The sequence below is a fragment of the Nocardia sp. NPDC020380 genome, assembly GCF_044386975.1.
Lineage (GTDB): Bacteria > Actinomycetota > Actinomycetes > Mycobacteriales > Mycobacteriaceae > Nocardia.
Map to the genome: position 1 here is coordinate 51,111 of NZ_JBIRVQ010000007.1, position 16,235 is coordinate 67,345.

The 16,235-nt window shown below is 67.9% G+C and carries 14 protein-coding genes; 5 read left to right on the forward strand and 9 right to left on the reverse strand.

Annotated elements, in window-relative coordinates; genetic code table 11:
* Window positions 1-125: 125 nt before the first annotated feature.
* Both ACH438_RS19965 and ACH438_RS19970 read right to left on the reverse strand, forming a co-directional pair.
* A complete protein-coding gene (locus ACH438_RS19965; protein ID WP_397007252.1) occupies window positions 126-1,037 on the reverse strand; it encodes a LysR family transcriptional regulator in 912 nt (303 codons plus the stop codon).
* Between the two features lie 27 nt (window positions 1,038-1,064).
* The gene (locus ACH438_RS19970) at window positions 1,065-1,712 is read right to left on the reverse strand and encodes a TetR/AcrR family transcriptional regulator (RefSeq protein ID WP_397007254.1); all 648 of its coding nucleotides are present in this window, start codon (window positions 1,710-1,712) and stop codon (window positions 1,065-1,067) included.
* 88 nt (window positions 1,713-1,800) lie between these two features.
* Between ACH438_RS19970 and ACH438_RS19975 the strand changes: the two genes are divergently transcribed.
* Complete coding sequence (locus tag ACH438_RS19975; RefSeq protein ID WP_397007256.1) at window positions 1,801-2,937, forward strand: epoxide hydrolase family protein; 1,137 nt, start codon at window positions 1,801-1,803, stop codon at window positions 2,935-2,937.
* Window positions 2,938-2,946: 9 nt separating this feature from the next.
* Here the strand turns inward: ACH438_RS19975 and ACH438_RS19980 are convergent, their stop codons facing one another.
* On the reverse strand, window positions 2,947-4,095 hold the full coding sequence (locus tag ACH438_RS19980) for a GTP-binding protein (RefSeq protein ID WP_397007258.1): 1,149 nt from the start codon (window positions 4,093-4,095) through the stop codon (window positions 2,947-2,949).
* A 78-nt stretch (window positions 4,096-4,173) separates the two neighbouring features.
* On the opposite strand from ACH438_RS19980, the gene thiD reads away from it, so the two are divergent.
* From thiD to ACH438_RS20000, 4 genes are all read left to right on the forward strand, one after another.
* A complete protein-coding gene (thiD, locus tag ACH438_RS19985) occupies window positions 4,174-5,031 on the forward strand; it encodes a bifunctional hydroxymethylpyrimidine kinase/phosphomethylpyrimidine kinase (protein WP_397007260.1) in 858 nt (285 codons plus the stop codon).
* A gap of 90 nt (window positions 5,032-5,121) precedes the next feature.
* Window positions 5,122-6,375, forward strand: a complete 1,254-nt coding sequence (locus ACH438_RS19990) for a glycosyltransferase (RefSeq protein ID WP_397007262.1) — start codon at window positions 5,122-5,124, stop codon at window positions 6,373-6,375.
* 107 nt (window positions 6,376-6,482) lie between these two features.
* Complete coding sequence (locus tag ACH438_RS19995) at window positions 6,483-8,480, forward strand: glycosyltransferase family 39 protein (RefSeq protein WP_397007264.1); 1,998 nt, start codon at window positions 6,483-6,485, stop codon at window positions 8,478-8,480.
* A 95-nt stretch (window positions 8,481-8,575) separates the two neighbouring features.
* Window positions 8,576-8,731 (forward strand): hypothetical protein, encoded by a 156-nt coding sequence (locus tag ACH438_RS20000; RefSeq protein WP_397007266.1) that lies wholly within the window; start codon window positions 8,576-8,578, stop codon window positions 8,729-8,731.
* Window positions 8,732-8,804: 73 nt separating this feature from the next.
* Here the strand turns inward: ACH438_RS20000 and ACH438_RS20005 are convergent, their stop codons facing one another.
* Genes ACH438_RS20005 through ACH438_RS20030 form a run of 6 tightly spaced genes read right to left on the reverse strand, consistent with a single transcriptional unit; the run spans window position 8,805 to window position 16,232 of the window.
* Window positions 8,805-9,419: a TetR/AcrR family transcriptional regulator gene (locus tag ACH438_RS20005; RefSeq protein WP_397007268.1), complete on the reverse strand. Its 615-nt coding sequence runs from the start codon at window positions 9,417-9,419 to the stop codon at window positions 8,805-8,807.
* A 6-nt stretch (window positions 9,420-9,425) separates the two neighbouring features.
* Window positions 9,426-10,208, reverse strand: a complete 783-nt coding sequence (locus tag ACH438_RS20010) for an enoyl-CoA hydratase family protein (RefSeq protein WP_397007270.1) — start codon at window positions 10,206-10,208, stop codon at window positions 9,426-9,428.
* On the reverse strand, window positions 10,208-11,371 hold the full coding sequence (locus ACH438_RS20015) for an acyl-CoA dehydrogenase family protein (protein WP_397007272.1): 1,164 nt from the start codon (window positions 11,369-11,371) through the stop codon (window positions 10,208-10,210). Before ACH438_RS20015 ends, ACH438_RS20010 begins: the two co-directional genes overlap by 1 nt.
* Window positions 11,372-11,376: 5 nt before the next feature.
* Complete coding sequence (locus tag ACH438_RS20020; protein ID WP_397007274.1) at window positions 11,377-13,398, reverse strand: acetyl/propionyl/methylcrotonyl-CoA carboxylase subunit alpha; 2,022 nt, start codon at window positions 13,396-13,398, stop codon at window positions 11,377-11,379.
* A 33-nt stretch (window positions 13,399-13,431) separates the two neighbouring features.
* Window positions 13,432-15,087: an acyl-CoA carboxylase subunit beta gene (locus ACH438_RS20025; RefSeq protein ID WP_397007276.1), complete on the reverse strand. Its 1,656-nt coding sequence runs from the start codon at window positions 15,085-15,087 to the stop codon at window positions 13,432-13,434.
* Window positions 15,084-16,232, reverse strand: coding sequence for an acyl-CoA dehydrogenase family protein (locus ACH438_RS20030; protein WP_397008178.1), 1,149 nt, complete (start codon window positions 16,230-16,232; stop codon window positions 15,084-15,086). The genes ACH438_RS20025 and ACH438_RS20030 overlap by 4 nt, the downstream gene beginning before the upstream one ends.
* Between the last annotated feature and the right edge of the window lie 3 nt (window positions 16,233-16,235).

The window sequence follows — 16,235 nt, forward strand, 5'->3', positions numbered from 1 at the left end:
GGTGTGAATACCTTTGCCCGCCTTCGGTTTCCGTCTGCGACGGTCCGTTCGCGGCCTGAGAACAGTTCACCGCATCCCGCCGCGCCGACCAATGGCCGGATCTCGCACGCAGCGATAACGATGTCTTATCGCTCGGCGCCGGCCTCGGGACGGCCCTCGGCGAGCAGCCGCATCAGCAGGTTCAGCTGCGGCGACACGGCATCCGGGCGCACCGCCACGGCGATGGGCAGGCTCATGCCGGGCTCGGCGAACGGACGGACGACCACCCGCGACGTGTGCACCTGATGCGCATTGGCGGCGTAGATGACCGTCCACATGGGTGACCCGGAACCGACCATCGCCATATTGTCCTGGAAGGTGGCGGAGGCCGTCGGCACCGGAATCGGCTCGAATCCCGCACGCGCACAGGCGTTCAGCACCAGATCGACCAGGGCCGGATGATTGCGGCGCTCGATCATGTGCAGCGGCAAGGCCGCCAGATCCGCCAGGCGCAGCGACTCCTGCTCGGCGAGCGGATGCCGGGCGGGCAATGCCACCATCAGCGGATCGTCCCAGGCGGGCAGGAATTCCAGATCGGGACTCTCCCCCGGGGAGGGCGCCCGCACGAAGGCCGCGTCCAGCCGCCCGTCGGCGACCCGCGCCAGCCGCTCCTGCACCGGCAACGCGAGCAGATCGATCTGCACCTGCGGCATCCGATCGGCGAAACCTGCCAGCACCGAGTCCAGCCGCTCGCCGAGCCCGGTGACCGTCCCCAGGCGCAGCGTCTGCGCCCGCTCCCCCGCCAGGTCCGCGATCGCGGCCCGCGCCCGATCCGCGGCCGCCAGCACCGCGCGCGCCTCGGGCAGGAAGCGCAGGCCCGCCTCGGTCAGTCGCACGCGTCGTGACGACCGGTCCAGTAACTGCACCTTCAGGTCTCGTTCCAGGCGCTGTACCTGCTGGCTCACCGCCGGCTGCGCGATGTGCAGCCGTTCGGCCGCGCGCCCGAAATGCAATTCCTCCGCCACGGTCACGAAGTAGCGCAGTTGCCGCAATTCCACGCGGGAAGCTTAGTCTCGCGAAACTCGTCAGGTTCGCGGCCGCCATCGGCCCGCGAATTCGCCGGGCTCGGGTGGCGGGCCCGGTAGGTCGCCGCTGGCGGCCAGGCCGTCGATGAGCAGGGCGAGCACGCGCCGGCGGAGCTGTGCCGACCGGGCCGGATCGGGAAGGGCGATGGCGGCGCAGGATTCGAGGATGAGGCCGAAATCGGCGACGGTGGCGGCCGGGCGGAGGCGGCCGGATTCGCGGGCGCGGCGGAGGATCTGCTCGTTGAGTTCCCCGGCCCGGAGGACCTCGGGGAGGATCGAGTCGTCGGGGGTGAAGGTGCCGGCGAGGCGGACGGTCAGGGAGTGGACGTCGGCGTCGACGACGCGTTGTAGGAAGTCGACGAGCACCTGCCAGTCGTCCGCATTCTCCAGTGCCGCCGCGGCTTCGGTGTTGTAGCGGCGCAGGCCGTCGTAGCAGAGGGTACGCAGCAGGTCCTCCTTGCTGGGATAGCGGCGGTAGAGGGCGCTGATGCCCACGCCCGCGCGTTCGGCGACGGCCGAGATCGGGGCCTTGGGTTCGGCGAGGAAGACCTCTCGGGCGGCCGCGAGGATGAGTTCGTCATTGCGGGCGGCCTGGGCCTTGCGACCGGGCAGGGCGCGCTGAGCTGCGGTTTCTACTGACTTCGGCACGAATCCGAGAATACCACTTGAACGGAATGATCCGTTCCGATACGCTTCAAACAGAACGAAACATTCCGTTCCAATCTAGGAGCCAGACATGAGCAGCACCGCCATCCGCCCCTTCCTCATCGACATCCCGCAGGCCCGCCTCGACGACCTGAACGACCGGTTGCGCAAGGCGCTGTGGCCCGCCGAACTGCCGGGCGTGGGCGACGCCTACGGCGTGCCCGGCGATCGGGTGCAGCGGTTGGCGCGCTACTGGGCCGAGGAATTCGATTGGCGCGCACTGGAATCGAAGATCAACGCGTACCCGCAGTTCACCACCGAGATCGAGGGCGAGGACATCCACTTCCTGCATGTGCGATCCGAGCGGGCGGATGCCGTGCCGGTCGTCCTCACGCACGGCTGGCCGGGCAGCATCCTCGAGTACCTCGACGTGATCCCGCTGCTCACCGCTCCCGAATCCGCGACGGATCCGGCCTTCCACCTGGTCATTCCCTCGCTGCCGGGTTACGGCTTCTCCGGGCCCACCCGCAGCACCGGCTGGGGCCGCGACCGCACCGCCCGCGCCTGGGTGGAGCTCATGGACCGGCTCGGCTACCAGCGCTTCGGCACGATCGGCAATGACGCCGGCTCGATGATCTCGCCCGAGATCGGCCGGCTGGCACCGGAGAAGGTCATCGGAGTCCATGTGACACAGCTGTTCTCGTTCCCCTCCGGCGATCCCGCGGAGTTCGAGGGGATCTCCGCCGAGGATATGGCGGGCCTGCAGCATCTGCAGTGGTTCCTGGACAACAAGATGTCGTTCAATACCCTGCAGAGCCAGCAGCCGCAGACCCTCGCCTACGCCCTCACCGATTCGCCGATCGGCCTGCTCGGCTGGAACGCACAGCTTTTCGGCGAGAGCCTGGACCCGGACTTCATCATCGGTAATGTGGCCGTGTACTGGCTGACCGGCACCGCGGGGTCGAGCATCCGTTTCTACTACGAGGACGCGCACGCCCCGCAGCAGCAGCCCACCACCACGCCCACCGCACTGGCCATGTTCAAGGGCGATTTCCAGTCCATCCGGCGATTCGCCGAACGGGATCACAAGAACATCGTGCGCTGGAACTCCTACGACATCGGCTCGACGATCGGCGGGCCCAATGACGCGGCCGGGCATTACGCCGCGCACGAGGCGCCGCGGGTATTGGTCTCCGATATTCGCGAATTCTTCGCTCAGGTCCGGTAATTCACCGATTCAGGCGTGCTCGTGGGTTTCACCCCACGACGGGAAGGGATCCGGGAGCCGCAGCCATGCACGCGGCCCGGATTCCCATTCCGCGTCGGTGAGCAGCGCCGAGGTCAGCAGATCCTGCACATGCGGGCGATCCAGTTTCACGCCGATGAACACGATTTCCTGACCGGGTTGCATATCGAGCGCACTCCAGTAGGCGCCCGCCTCGAAGGTCAGGTTCGGACCGGCCTGCGACCAGATGGCGGCCAGGTCCGGGCGGGTGGCCAGCCAGAAGAAGCCCTTGCTGCGCAGCAGCCGATGCAATTGGGCCAGTGCGTTTTCCAGCCGTTCGGGATGGAAAGGACGGTCGGCCCGGAAGGTCAGGCTGCTGATGCCGTATTCCTCGGTTTCGGGGGTGTGCCCGCCCGCGAGTTCTTCGTCCCAGCCGTCGAATTGGGCAGCCAGATCGGGGTTGTAGAGCCCGGTCCCCAAAACGTCTGCGAGATCGACGCTTCCGCGTTCGGCGCGAATGATGCGCGCCGCCGGATTCAGGCGGCGGATCGTCGCTTCCACCGTCCCCGCCGCATTCGCGCTCACCAGATCGGTCTTGTTGAGAATCAGCACATTGGCGAATTCCACCTGATCGATCAGCAGATCGGCGATGGTGCGCGCATCCCCTTCTCCCGCTTGCATATTCCGCTCCGCGAGCGCCTGCCCCTTCACCACTTCGGTGAGGAAGGTCGAGGCGTCGACGACCGTCACCATGGTGTCCAATCGGGCGATATCGCCGAGTGTGAAACCGTCCTCGAATTCCCATTCGAAGGTGGCGGCCACGGGCATGGGTTCGGAGATGCCGGTGGATTCGATCACCAGTTGGTCGAAGCGGCCCTCGCGGGCGAGTTTCCCGACCGATTCGATGAGGTCCTCGCGCAGCGTGCAGCAGATGCAGCCATTGGTGAGTTCGACGAGTTTCTCCTCGGTGCGGTCCAGGTGGCCCTGGCCGGCGACGAGGGCGGCGTCGATGTTCACCTCGCTCATATCGTTCACGATCACGGCTACGCGGCGGCCGTCGCGGTTGGCGAGGATGTGGTTGAGCAGGGTGGTCTTACCGGCCCCGAGGAAGCCGGAGAGCACGGTCACGGGCAGCTGTGCGGGTGTCTGGGCTGAAGTCACGAGCTAATGATAATGGTTTTCATTTACAGGGCCGGGTGGGGTGTCCACCGCCACACCCCGGGACATAGGGTCGACTCCGTGCAACTGCTTCCGCTCACCCCCAACGGTCAGACCCCGGTCCGCGCGCTCACCATCGCCGGGACCGACTCCGGCGGCGGCGCCGGCATCCAGGCCGACTCCCGCACCATGGCGCTGTGCGGCGTGCACGCGTGCGTGGCCGTGGCCGCCGTGACGGTGCAGAACACCTTGGGCGTCAGCGCTTTTCACGAGATCCCGCCGGAGATCGTGGCCGGCCAGGTGCGGACCGTGGTGTCCGACATCGGCATCGGCGCGGCCAAGACCGGCATGCTCGCCTCCACTGCCATCATCGAGGCCGTGGCCGGCGTCTGCCGCGAGGTCGGCATCGGCCGCGACGGCGAGATCCCGCTCGTGGTGGACCCCGTCGCCGCCTCCATGCACGGCGACCCGCTGCTGCACGCCGAGGCCCTGGACGCGGTGCGGCACACCCTGATTCCGCTCGCCACCGTCGTCACCCCCAACCTCGACGAGGTCCGGCTCATCACCGGCCTCGACGTCGTCGACGACCGCAGCGCCCGCAAGGCCGCCGAGGCGCTGCACGCGCTCGGACCGCGCTGGGCCATCGTCAAGGGCGGGCATCTGCGCAGCTCCGAACAGAGCACCGACCTGCTGTTCGACGGCGAAACCTTCCACGAACTACCCGCGAAACGCATTGCCACGGGCAATGATCACGGCGGCGGCGACACGCTCGCCGCGGCCATCGCCAGCGCCCTCGCGCACGGCTATTCGGTGCCCGATGCGGTCGCCTTCGCCAAGGAGTGGACTTTCCGCTGCTTGGAGGCCTCTTACGACCTCGGCGCAGGACACGGGCCGGTCTCGCCGCTCTGGCGTCTGCACCTGGGCATTTCCGGTTCGTAACGCCCTGGTCAAGACCTGAAGTCGATGCTCCCAGGAACCTCCCAGCTGCATGGCAGGCCGAGTTCAGTGTGATCGTCGAAGTTAGTGTTCATGACCGAGACAGTGACCGCCGTCCGGGCGGCGGAACAAGCAGAGGCAGTGGCCGCGCCCGTCGTCGACGTGGTCATCCCTGTCTACAACGAAGAGGCCGACCTGGGACCGTGCGTGCGCCGCCTGCATGCCTTCCTGGCGCTCAGCTTCCCGTTCGCTGCCCGGATCACCATCGCCGACAACGCGTCCACCGACACCACCATGGAGGTGGCCAACCAGCTGGTGGACCAGCTCGACGGTGTGCGCGTGGTGCACCTGGACCGCAAGGGCCGCGGCCGGGCGCTCCGCGAGGTGTGGCAGCACTCGGACGCGCAGATCGTCGCCTACATGGACGTCGACCTGTCCACCGACCTCAATGCGCTGCTGCCGCTGGTCGCCCCGCTCGTCTCCGGTCACTCGGATCTCGCCATCGGCACCCGCCTCGCCGCCTCCTCGCGAGTCGTGCGCGGACCCAAGCGCGAGTTCATCTCCCGCAGCTACAACCTGATCCTGCGCACCTCGCTGCAGGCCAAGTTCTCCGACGCCCAGTGCGGCTTCAAGGCCATGCGCACCGACGTCGCCAAGGTCGTGCTCCCGCTCGTCGAGGACGGCGAATGGTTCTTCGACACCGAACTGCTGGTGATCGCGGAACGCATCGGACTGCGCATCCACGAGGTGCCGGTCGACTGGATCGACGATCCCGACAGCAGCGTCGACATCGTCGACACCGCCCGCAAGGATCTGCTCGGCGTCTGGCGCGTCGGCCGGGCCATGACCACCGGCAAGCTGCCCATCAACGAGCTGCGGGCGGCCATCGGACGGGAGCCGCTCATGGAGGGCGTACCGCTGGGCATGGTCGGGCAGCTGGTCCGGTTCGGCATCGTCGGCGTGCTGTCCACCCTGGCCTACGCACTGCTCTACGTGCTGCTGCAGCCGGTCATGGGCGCCCAGATCGCCAACTTCGTGGCGCTGCTGGTCACCGCGATCGGCAATACCGCCGCCAACCGCACCTTCACCTTCGGGGTGCGCGGCTCGTCCAATGTGGTCTCGCATCAGCTGCAGGGCCTGCTCATCTTCGGCTTCGGCCTCTTCGTCACCAGTGGCTCGCTGTTCACGCTGCACCACTGGTTCCCGAACTCGGCCGTGCACCTGGAACTGCTGGTGCTGGTGATCGCCAACCTGATCGCCACACTGGCCCGATTCGTCGGACTGCGCTGGGTGTTCCGGAAGGCGGGCGCCGTCAACAAGACCGCCCAGCAGGAAGCTGCCCGGTAAGTACTCCTTAATACCTGTAGGAGCGCGCCGAGTCAGATACGGCGACTGCCGATCTGACACGGCGCGCTCTGCTGTGTCCACTGAGAAACCGAAACAGGAGGTAGACGATGACAGCGACACTGGCTGCGGCTCGGCCTGTTTCGCCACCCGCCGAGCCGCCCGCCACCCGCGGGCGCCGCTGGGAATACCCCGCCCTGGCGCTGCTGCTGGCCGGCACCGCGATCGCGTACATCTGGAACCTGTCCGTCAACGGCTGGGCGAATTCCTTCTACGCGGCCGCCGTGCAGGCCGGTTCGGTGTCCTGGAAGGCAATGTTCTTCGGCTCCTCGGACGCGGCGAACTCGATCACCGTCGACAAGACTCCACTCTCCCTGTGGCCCATGGAGATCTCGGTCCGCCTCTTCGGACTGCACAGCTGGAGCATGCTGCTGCCGCAGGCGCTGCTCGGCGTGGGCGCCGTCGCCCTGCTCTGGGCGGCCGTCCGCCGGCAATTCGGCCCGAGCGCCGGACTGCTCGCCGGACTGGTACTGGCCGTGACTCCCATTGCGGCCGTGATGTTCCGGTTCAACAATCCGGACGCCATGCTGGTGTTCCTCATGGTCGCCGCCGCCTGGGCCATCACCCGATCCCTCACCGACGAACGCTGGCGCTGGATCCTGTTGAGCGGCTTGTTCGTCGGCCTCGGCTTCCTGACCAAACAGCTCCAGGTGTTCCTGGTGATGCCCGCGCTCGCCCTCACCTACCTGATCGCGGGCCCGCCGAAACTGGGCCGGCGCATCGGGCGGATGATCGGCGCCGGACTGGCCGCGGTGGCGGGCGCCGGGTGGTGGCTGCTCGTCGCCGAATTCTGGCCGGCCAGTGATCGGCCGTACTTCGGTGGCTCCCAGGACAATTCGATTCTCGGACTGACCTTCGGCTACAACGGGCTGGGCCGCCTCAACGGCGACGAGACCGGCAGCACCGGCGGCGGACGCGGCTGGGGACAGACCGGCATCACGCGACTGTTCCAGCCCGAGCAGGCCGGTCAGATCGCCTGGCTCATCCCGGCGGCGCTGATCCTGCTGGTGGCCGGACTCGCCCTGCGCGGCAGGCTGCCTCGCACGGATGCGCAACGCTCCGGACTCGTGCTGTGGGGGACCTGGCTGCTCGGCACCGGGCTCACCTTCAGCTTCATGAAGGGCATCTTCCACCCGTACTACACCGTGGCGCTGGCACCGGCCGTGGCCGCGCTGATCGGCGGCGGGTCGGTCATGTTGTGGCAGCACCGGGATCGGGTATGGGTGCGGATCGCCGCCGCGCTCACCCTCGGCGCGACCACCGCGACCGCGTGGATCCTGTTGTCCCGCAGCGCATCCTTCGTGCCGTGGCTGCGCTGGGTGATCCTGGCCGGTGGCATCGTCGCCACGCTGGCACTGCTGATCCGGTTGCCGCGCAAGGCCGGACTGGTCGCCGCGGCGCTCGCGGTCACCATCGGACTGGCCGGGCCGACTGCCTACGCCATCGACGGCCTGGTGACCGCGCATCAGGGCGCCATGCCCTCGGCCGGGCCGATGGTGCGCGGCGGCTGGCCGGGCGGACCGGGCGGCATGCCGGGACGCGCGAACGGACCCGGTGGGCACAATGGCGCGCCCGGCGGTAATCACAATGGCGGAAATGCCGGTGGCAAGGGCGGATTCGGCGGGGGCGCTCCCGGTGGATTCGGCGGCGGCGCGGCGGGCGGCGTGATGAGCGCCAGCAATCCGAGCGCGGCGGTCACCGCACTGCTGAAGGCCGACGGCAACGAATACAACTGGGTGGCGGCCACCGTGAGTTCCAATGCGGCGGCGGGCTTCCAGCTCGCGACCCAGCTGCCGGTCATGCCGGTCGGTGGGTTCAACGGCACCGATCCCTCGCCGACCCTGGCGCAGTTCCAGGAAGAGGTGCAGGAGGGCCAGATCCACTACTTCATCACCGGTCAGCAGGGCGGCGGTGGGGGTGGCGGCTTCGGCGGTGAGAAGCAGACCACCACCCAGGCCAGCTTGATCACCCAGTGGGTCAAGGACCATTTCACGGCCACCACCGTGGATGGAGTCACGCTGTACGACCTGACCTCGCCTAATCCGTAGCAGCGAGATCAACTACGCAACAAGCGAATACAACAGGGGCCCGCTTCCGATCGGAAGCGGGCCCCTGCGCCGTATCCACAGCCCTAACCTGAATTGTGACGTCCTATCCACATCCCATTCACGAAGACCACCGGGAAGCGTTCTGGCGCAGGGTCGGCTGGTCACCGGAACTGCCCGAGCACGAACGCGCCGTCATCGAGGAGCGCTGGGACGACGAATCCATAGAAATGGCCGAAGTTTTCGGCTGGTAGACCCCACTCCCGGGTAGGCCCGCGGCTCCATCACCCTGCGCCGGGGCTTCCGCCCCTGAAACCCCGCCGCAACCTAGCGGCGTGCGGCCAACGCGGTGTGCAGAGTGGCGGCCCATTGCTGGACGATTTCCTTGCGGCGCAACGAGTCGTCGGTGAGGACGTCGGCCAGGCCGAGGCCGCGGGCCAGGTCGAGGGTGGCCTGGACCAGGTGGTGGGTGACCGGGTCGGCGTCGTCGACGCCGAGGGCTTCCACCGCCATGCGGTGTGAGATGCGGCCGAAGCGCGCTTCCATGGGGACGATGCGTTCCCGGAGGGCGGGGTCGGCGGCGGCGTGCGTCCAGACCTGGAGGGCGGCCTTGAACAGCTGGGTGGTGTAGGACTCCACGAGGCTCGCCACCACCGCTTCGGTCCGCGCGACGCCCGCCGCGACCTCGGCCATGGTCAGCGCGTCCGCTTTGGCCTGGGCCATGCGGGTGTCGAACATGTAGTCGAGGGCGGCGGTGATCAGGTCTTCCCGGGTCGGGAAGTGATGCTGTGCGGCACCCCGCGACACCCCGGCGCGTTCGGCGACCACGGCCACCGTGGCGGCAACCCAGCCCATCTCGGCCAGGCAGTCGATGGTCGCCTCCAGCAGCCGCTGCCGGGTAGCCCGGCTGCGGTCCTGCTTGGGTTCGTGGGGTGTCGCCATGGTGTCCTATTCTGCCCAGCTGGGCGGCCGGCGCTGCAGGAAGGCCGTCATGCCCTCGATCACCTGCGGCGTCCCGAAGAAGCTCGCCGAGCGTTTGGCCAGTTCCTCGGCCGAGCGGTCGAAGGTGGCGAGCAGTTCGGCATTGACCAGCCGCTTGCTCTCGGCCAGGCCCTGCGGGGCGCCTTTGCGCAGTTCCGCGCACAGGCGCGCGGTCTCGGCCACCGGATCGTCGGCGGCCACCGTGATGAGCCCGACGCGTTCGGCCTCGGCGGCGTCGAAGGTCTCACCGGTCGAGAAGTAGCGGGCCGCCGCCCGCGCGGACATGCGCGGCAGCAAGGTGACCGAGATGATGAACGGGGCCAGCCCGATCCGTACCTCGGTGAGCCCGAAACTGCTGCTCCGCCCGGCGACCGCGATATCGCAGGCGGCGAGGATGCCCATGCCGCCCGCCCGCACATTGCCGTCCACCTGTGCGATCACGGGTTTCGGCATTTCCAGCACGCTGCGCAGTACCGAGAGCATCCAGCCGGTGCGGATATCCGCGGCGGCCGCCGGGTCGGCGTCCACCGCCTCCTTGAGATCCGCGCCCGCGCAGAAGGTATTGCCGGTGTGGGTGAGCACCACGCCGCGTACCGACTCATCGGCCGTCGCCCGTTCCAGGCCTTCGAGCAGTTCGGTGATCAGCCGCGAGGACAGCGCGTTCCGGTTGTGCGGGGAATCCAGTGTGAGCGTGGCGAATCCGTCCGCCACCTCGTAGCGGACGAACGGCCCGTCGTGTGCTTCGGCCATCAGTAGGACCTCGGCAGCCCCAGCGAATGCTGCGCCACGAAGTTGAGCACCATCTCACGGGACACGGGGGCCACGCGGCCGATGCGCGCGGCGGCCAGCATGCCCGCCAGGCCCACATCGGCGGTGAGGCCGGACCCGCCGTGCGTCTGGATGGCCTGATCGAGGGCCTTGATACTGGCTTCCGCCGCAGCGTATTTCGCCATATTGGCGGATTCGGCGGCGCCGAAGTCGTCACCGGAGTCGTAGAGGAACGCGGCCTTCTGCATCATGACCTTGGCCAGTTCCAGTTCGATCTTCACCTGCGCGAGCGGATGCGAAATGCCCTGGTGCGAGCCGATCGGCGCACCCTTCCACACCGTGCGCTCCTTGGCGTAGGTGACCGCGCGGTCGATGGCGTAGCGGCCCATGCCGACCGCCATGGACGCGCCCATGATGCGTTCCGGGTTCAGGCCCGCGAACAGCTGCGCGATGGCCGCGTCCTCCTGCCCGACCAGTGCCGTGGACGGCAGCCGCACATCGTCGAGGAACAGCGTGAACTGGTTGTCCGGTTCGATGATGTCCATCTCCTGCTTCGTCTTCACGAAGCCGGGGGCGTCGGTCGGCACGATGAACAGGGCGGGCTGCAGATTGCCGGTCTTGGCGTTCTCGGTGCGGCCCACGATGAGCACCGCCTCGGCCTGGTCCACGCCGGAGATGAAGATCTTGCGGCCGTTGAGGATCCAGTCGTCGCCGTCGCGGCGGGCGGTGGTGGTGATCTTGTGCGAGTTGGAGCCGGCATCCGGTTCGGTGATGCCGAAGACCATCTTCGCGGAGCCGTCGGCCAGCTTGGTCAGCCACTCCTGCTTCTGTGCTTCAGTGCCGTACTTGGTGATGATGGTGCCGCAGATGGCCGGGGACACCACCATGAGTAGCAGGCCGCAGCCCTGGGCCGCCAGTTCCTCCATCACGATGGCCAGCTCGTAGATGCCCGCGCCGCCACCGCCGTACTCCTCGGGCAGGTTCACGCCCAGGAAGCCGAGTTTGCCCGCCTCGTCCCACAATTCGTCGAACGGTTCATTGCGGCGCGCCTTCGGGCCCGCGTAATCCTTGAAGTTGTACTTGGCGGCCAGCTTGGCGACCGCGGCCCGCAGCGCCTTCTGCTCGTCGGTTTCGATGAAGCTCACTGGGTTTACTCCTGACCTTCGGTGTCATCGGGATGGACCACGGCGAGGACGGCGCCCACATCGACCTGCTGTCCCGCGGTGACATTGAGTTCGGCGAGCACACCGGTGGCCGGCGCGGCGATGGTGTGCTCCATCTTCATGGCCTCCAGCCACAGGATCGGCTGACCCTTCTCCAGGCGGTCGCCCACCTGCGCGCCGAGCCGGATGACCGCACCCGGCATGGGCGCCAGCAGCGAGCCCTCGGCCACCTGATCGGCGGGATCCTCGAAGCGCGGCAGGCGCTTCAACGCGACCGGGCCCAGCGGGGAATCGACCGCGACCAGGTCGCCGTAGCGGGCGATCTCGAAGGTGCGGCGCACGGTGCCGCGCTCGCCCGGCACCAGGAGCACGACGGAATCCGGTGTGGCATCAACCAATACGAGACCGTCGAAGCCTTCGACGTCCAGTCCGGCGCGCGTAATCCGGTAGCGCACTTCGTGTTTGCCGGTGACGCGACTCTCGTACGACTTGGACTGCGGCTGCGACGGCAGGTTCCGCCAGCCGCTGGGCAGGCCCGCGCCGATGCGGGCGCCGGCGCGATTGGCCGCGGCATCCGACAGGGCGGCCGCCACGATGGACAGCTTCTCGTCCTGCTCGGAAACCAGTGGCGCGGACAGCTTGTCGAGGCCGTGCGTGGCGAAGAACGCGGTATCGGTGTCACCGGCCAGGAAGGCCGGATGCCGCAGCACCCGGACCAGCAGGTCGCGGTTGGTCACCAGGCCGTGGATCTTGGCCCGCTGCAGGGCCGAGGCCAGCAGGTGCGCGGCCTCGTCGCGGGTCTCGGCGAAGGAGATGACCTTCGACAGCATGGGGTCGTAGTGCACGCCCACCACGGAACCGTCCACCACGCCGGTGTCCAGGCGCACACCCGGCTCGGTCAGCACGGTGAATTCGCCTCGGGTGCCGGGGATGTCGAGCTTGTGGACCGGGCCGGACTGCGGCTGCCAGTCGTGCGCGGGGTCCTCGGCGTAGAGCCGCACCTCGATGGAGTGACCGTGCAGGCCGGGCTGCTGCGCGGGCAGCGGACGGCCGGACGCCACCTGCAACTGCACCCGCACGAGGTCGAGACCGGTGGTCTGCTCGGTGACCGGATGCTCCACCTGCAGACGGGTGTTCATCTCCAGGAAGAAGAAGTCACCCTTCTCGTCCGCGAGGAATTCGACAGTCCCCGCACCCTCGTAGCCGATGGCCTCCGAGGCCAGCCGGGCCGCCTCGAAGAGCCGCGCCCGCATCCCGTCGATCTTCTCGACCAGCGGGGACGGGGCCTCCTCGACGACCTTCTGGTGCCGGCGCTGAATCGAGCACTCACGCTCGCCGACCGCCCACACCGTGCCGTGCGTATCGGCCATGACCTGCACCTCGATATGGCGACCGGTCTCCAGGTAGCGCTCGCAGAACACGGTCGGATCGCCGAAGGCCGACGCCGCCTCGCGCTGCGCGGCTTCGATCTGATCGTTCAGCTCCGACAGGTCGCGCACCACGCGCATACCGCGACCGCCGCCGCCCGCCGACGCCTTGATCAGCACCGGGAGCATGTCCTGGGTGACCTCGGCCGGATCCAGCTGCTTCAGCACCGGGACGCCGGCGGCGTCCATCATCTTCTTGGACTCGACCTTCGAGCCCATCTGCTCTATGGCGGCGACCGGAGGGCCGATCCAGATCAGGCCCGCTTCCAGCACGGCCTTCGCGAATTCCGCGTTCTCGGAGAGGAATCCGTAACCCGGGTGGATCGCGTCGGCGCCCGCGGCGAGCGCGGCCTCGACGATCAGGTCACTGCGCAGGTAGGTCTCGCCGGGAGTATTGCCGGGCAGTCGGATAGCCGCATCGGCTTCGGCCACATGCGGCGCCGCAGCATCCGCATCGGAATACACAGCGGTAGTAGCGATTCCCATGCGCCGGCAGGTGGCGAACACGCGGCGCGCGATCTCCCCACGGTTGGCGACGAGAACGTTCGTGAGCCCACCCGTCACCCGACCGCCGCCCCTCACGGATTCACTTTGTGATGCTGTCATTTCTCGGCCTCACATCCGGAAGACGCCGAAGCCCTCGGCGCCCTTGATCGGGGAATTGTGGATGGCGGACAAGGCCATTCCCAATACCGTGCGGGTGTCGCGGGGATCGATGACGCCGTCGTCGTACAGGCGGCCCGACATGAACATGGGCAGCGATTCGGCCTCGATCTGCGCCTCGATCATGGCGCGCATCCCGGCATCGGCCTCCTCGTTGAAGGGCTGGCCCTTCGCCTCGGCCGCCGCGCGCCCCACGATGGAGATGACGCCCGCCAGCTGCGCCCCACCCATGACGGCGGATTTCGCACTGGGCCAGGCGAAGACGAACCGCGGATCGTAGGCGCGACCGCACATGCCGTAATGGCCCGCACCGTAGGAGGCGCCCATGAGCACCGAGATGTGCGGCACCTTCGAGTTGGAGACGGCATTGATCATCATCGCGCCGTGCTTGATGATGCCCTTCTGCTCGTACTCCTTGCCGACCATGTAGCCGGTGGTGTTGTGCAGGAACAAGAGTGGCGTATCCGACTGGTTGGCCAGCTGGATGAACTGCGCCGCCTTCTGCGCCTCCTCCGAGAACAGCACGCCGCGCGCATTGGCGAGAATGCCGATCGGATAACCGTGCAGCTCCGCCCAGCCGGTGACCAGGCTGGAACCGTAGAGCGGCTTGAACTCGTCGAAATCGGAGCCGTCCACCACGCGGGCGATGACCTCGCGCGGGTCGAACGGGATCTTGAGGTCGGTCGGCACGATGCCGAGCAGCTCGTCCTGGTCGTAGAGCGGCGCGATCACCTCGGTGACCGGACGCGCGGCCGGGCCCTGCTTCTTCCAGTTCAGGCGCTTGACGATGGAACGGCCCAAGCGGATCGCATCCGGCTCGTCCACGGCCAGGTAATCGGCCAGACCCGAGACGCGGGCGTGCATTTCGGCGCCGCCCAGCGATTCGTCGTCCGACTCCTCACCGGTGGCCATCTTCACCAGCGGCGGACCGCCCAGGAACACCTTGGAGCGTTCCTTGATCATGACCGTGTAATCCGACATGCCGGGGATGTACGCGCCACCCGCCGTCGAATTGCCGAAAACCAGTGCGATGGTGGGGATTCCGGCGGCCGACAACCGGGTCAGATCCCGGAACATGCGCCCGCCCGGCACGAAGACTTCCTTCTGTGTCGGCAGATCCGCGCCGCCCGACTCCACCAGGCCGATGACCGGGAGCCGGTTCTCCAGCGCGATATCGTTCATGCGCAGGTTCTTGCGCAGCGTCCACGGGTTCGAGGTGCCGCCGCGCACGGTCGGATCCGGCGCCACGATCATGCATTCGACGCCCTCGACGATGCCGATACCGGCGATCACGCTCGCGCCCACGTGGAAGTCGCTGCCCCAGGCCGCGAGCGGGGCCAGCTCCAGGAACGGCGAATCCTCGTCGATGAGCAGTTCGATGCGCTCGCGCGCGGTCAGCTTGCCGCGCTTGCGATGCCGGGCCATCTTGTCCGGGCCGCCGCCCGCGATGTTCTTGGCGTACTCCGCCTCGACCTCGGTCAGCTTCGCCGTCATGGCCTCGGCATTGGCCTGGTAATCCGCCGATTTCGGATCTACGGAACTGCGCAGTGTGCTCCCACCCGCCACCCGACCGCCGCCCCTCACCGAATCGCTACGCGATGCTGTCATTTCTGGAACCCCAATCGCTTGGCCGCGAGGCTGGTCAGAATCTCGTTGGTGCCGCCGCCGATACCCAGGATGCGGACATCCCGATAGTGCCGCTCCACCTCGGACTCACGCATGTAACCGAGGCCGCCGAACAACTGCACTGCCTGGTGCGCAACCCATTCCGCGGTCTCCACCGCGGTGTTCTTGGCGAAACACACCTCGGCGATCAGATCGGTATCGCCCTGCGCGGCCCGCTCCACCACATGATGCGTGTACACGCGCGCCACATCGATGCGCCGCGCCATCTCCGACAGCGTGTTCTGCACGGACTGGCGGCTGATCAGCGGGCGGCCGAAGGTCTCGCGATCCCGACACCACCGCAGTGTCAGGTCCAGGCAGCGCTGCGCGTGCCCGTAGGACTGCGCGGCCAGGCCGACGCGTTCGCTCACGAAAGCCTGTGCGATCTGCGCGAATCCGGAATTCTCCACACCCACCAGGTTCGACACCGGCACGCGCACACCCACATACGACAGTTCGGCGGTATCGGAGGCCAGCCAGCCCATCTTCTCCAGCTTGCGGCTGACCGTGAAGCCGGGCGTGCCCTTCTCCACCACCAGCAGCGACACACCCGCGGCGCCGGGACCGCCCGTGCGCACGGCCGTCACCACGAAATCGGCGCGCACACCGGAGGTGATGAAGGTCTTCGAACCGTTCACCACGTACTCGTCGCCCTGGCGCACCGCGGTGGTACGCAGGTGCCCGACATCCGAGCCGCCACCGGGCTCGGTGATGGCGAGGGAGCCGATCTTCTCGCCCGCCAGGGTCGGCTTCACCCAGCGGTCGATGTGCTCCTGATTACCGGAGGCGATGATGTGCGGCACCGCGATACCGCAGGTGAACAGGGAGGCGAACAGGCCGCCCGAGCAGCCCGCGTAATGCATTTCCTCGCACACGATGGCGGCGTCCAGGCCGTCACCGCCGGAACCGCCCACGGCCTCCGGGAACTGGATGCCCAGCAGTCCCAGCGCACCCGCCTTCTTGTGCAGGTCGCGCGGGATCTCGCCGCCGCGCTCCCAGTCGTCCAGGTTCGGGAGCACCTCGCGTTCGGCGAAACCGCGCACGGTAGCGCGCAATTCACGCCGTTCCGGTGTCTCCCAAGGGTTCACATA

Bases quoted from the DNA above. Each gene is read 5' to 3' on its own strand.
- ACH438_RS20005 (WP_397007268.1), bottom strand. From the start codon at position 9,419: ATGGCGACACCCCACGAACCCAAGCAGGACCGCAGCCGGGCTACCCGG.
- ACH438_RS19990 (WP_397007262.1), top strand. From the start codon at position 5,122: ATGACCGAGACAGTGACCGCCGTCCGGGCGGCGGAACAAGCAGAGGCA.
- ACH438_RS20010 (WP_397007270.1), bottom strand. From the start codon at position 10,208: ATGGCCGAAGCACACGACGGGCCGTTCGTCCGCTACGAGGTGGCGGAC.
- ACH438_RS20025 (WP_397007276.1), bottom strand. From the start codon at position 15,087: ATGACAGCATCGCGTAGCGATTCGGTGAGGGGCGGCGGTCGGGTGGCG.
- ACH438_RS19995 (WP_397007264.1), top strand. From the start codon at position 6,483: ATGACAGCGACACTGGCTGCGGCTCGGCCTGTTTCGCCACCCGCCGAG.
- ACH438_RS19975 (WP_397007256.1), top strand. From the start codon at position 1,801: ATGAGCAGCACCGCCATCCGCCCCTTCCTCATCGACATCCCGCAGGCC.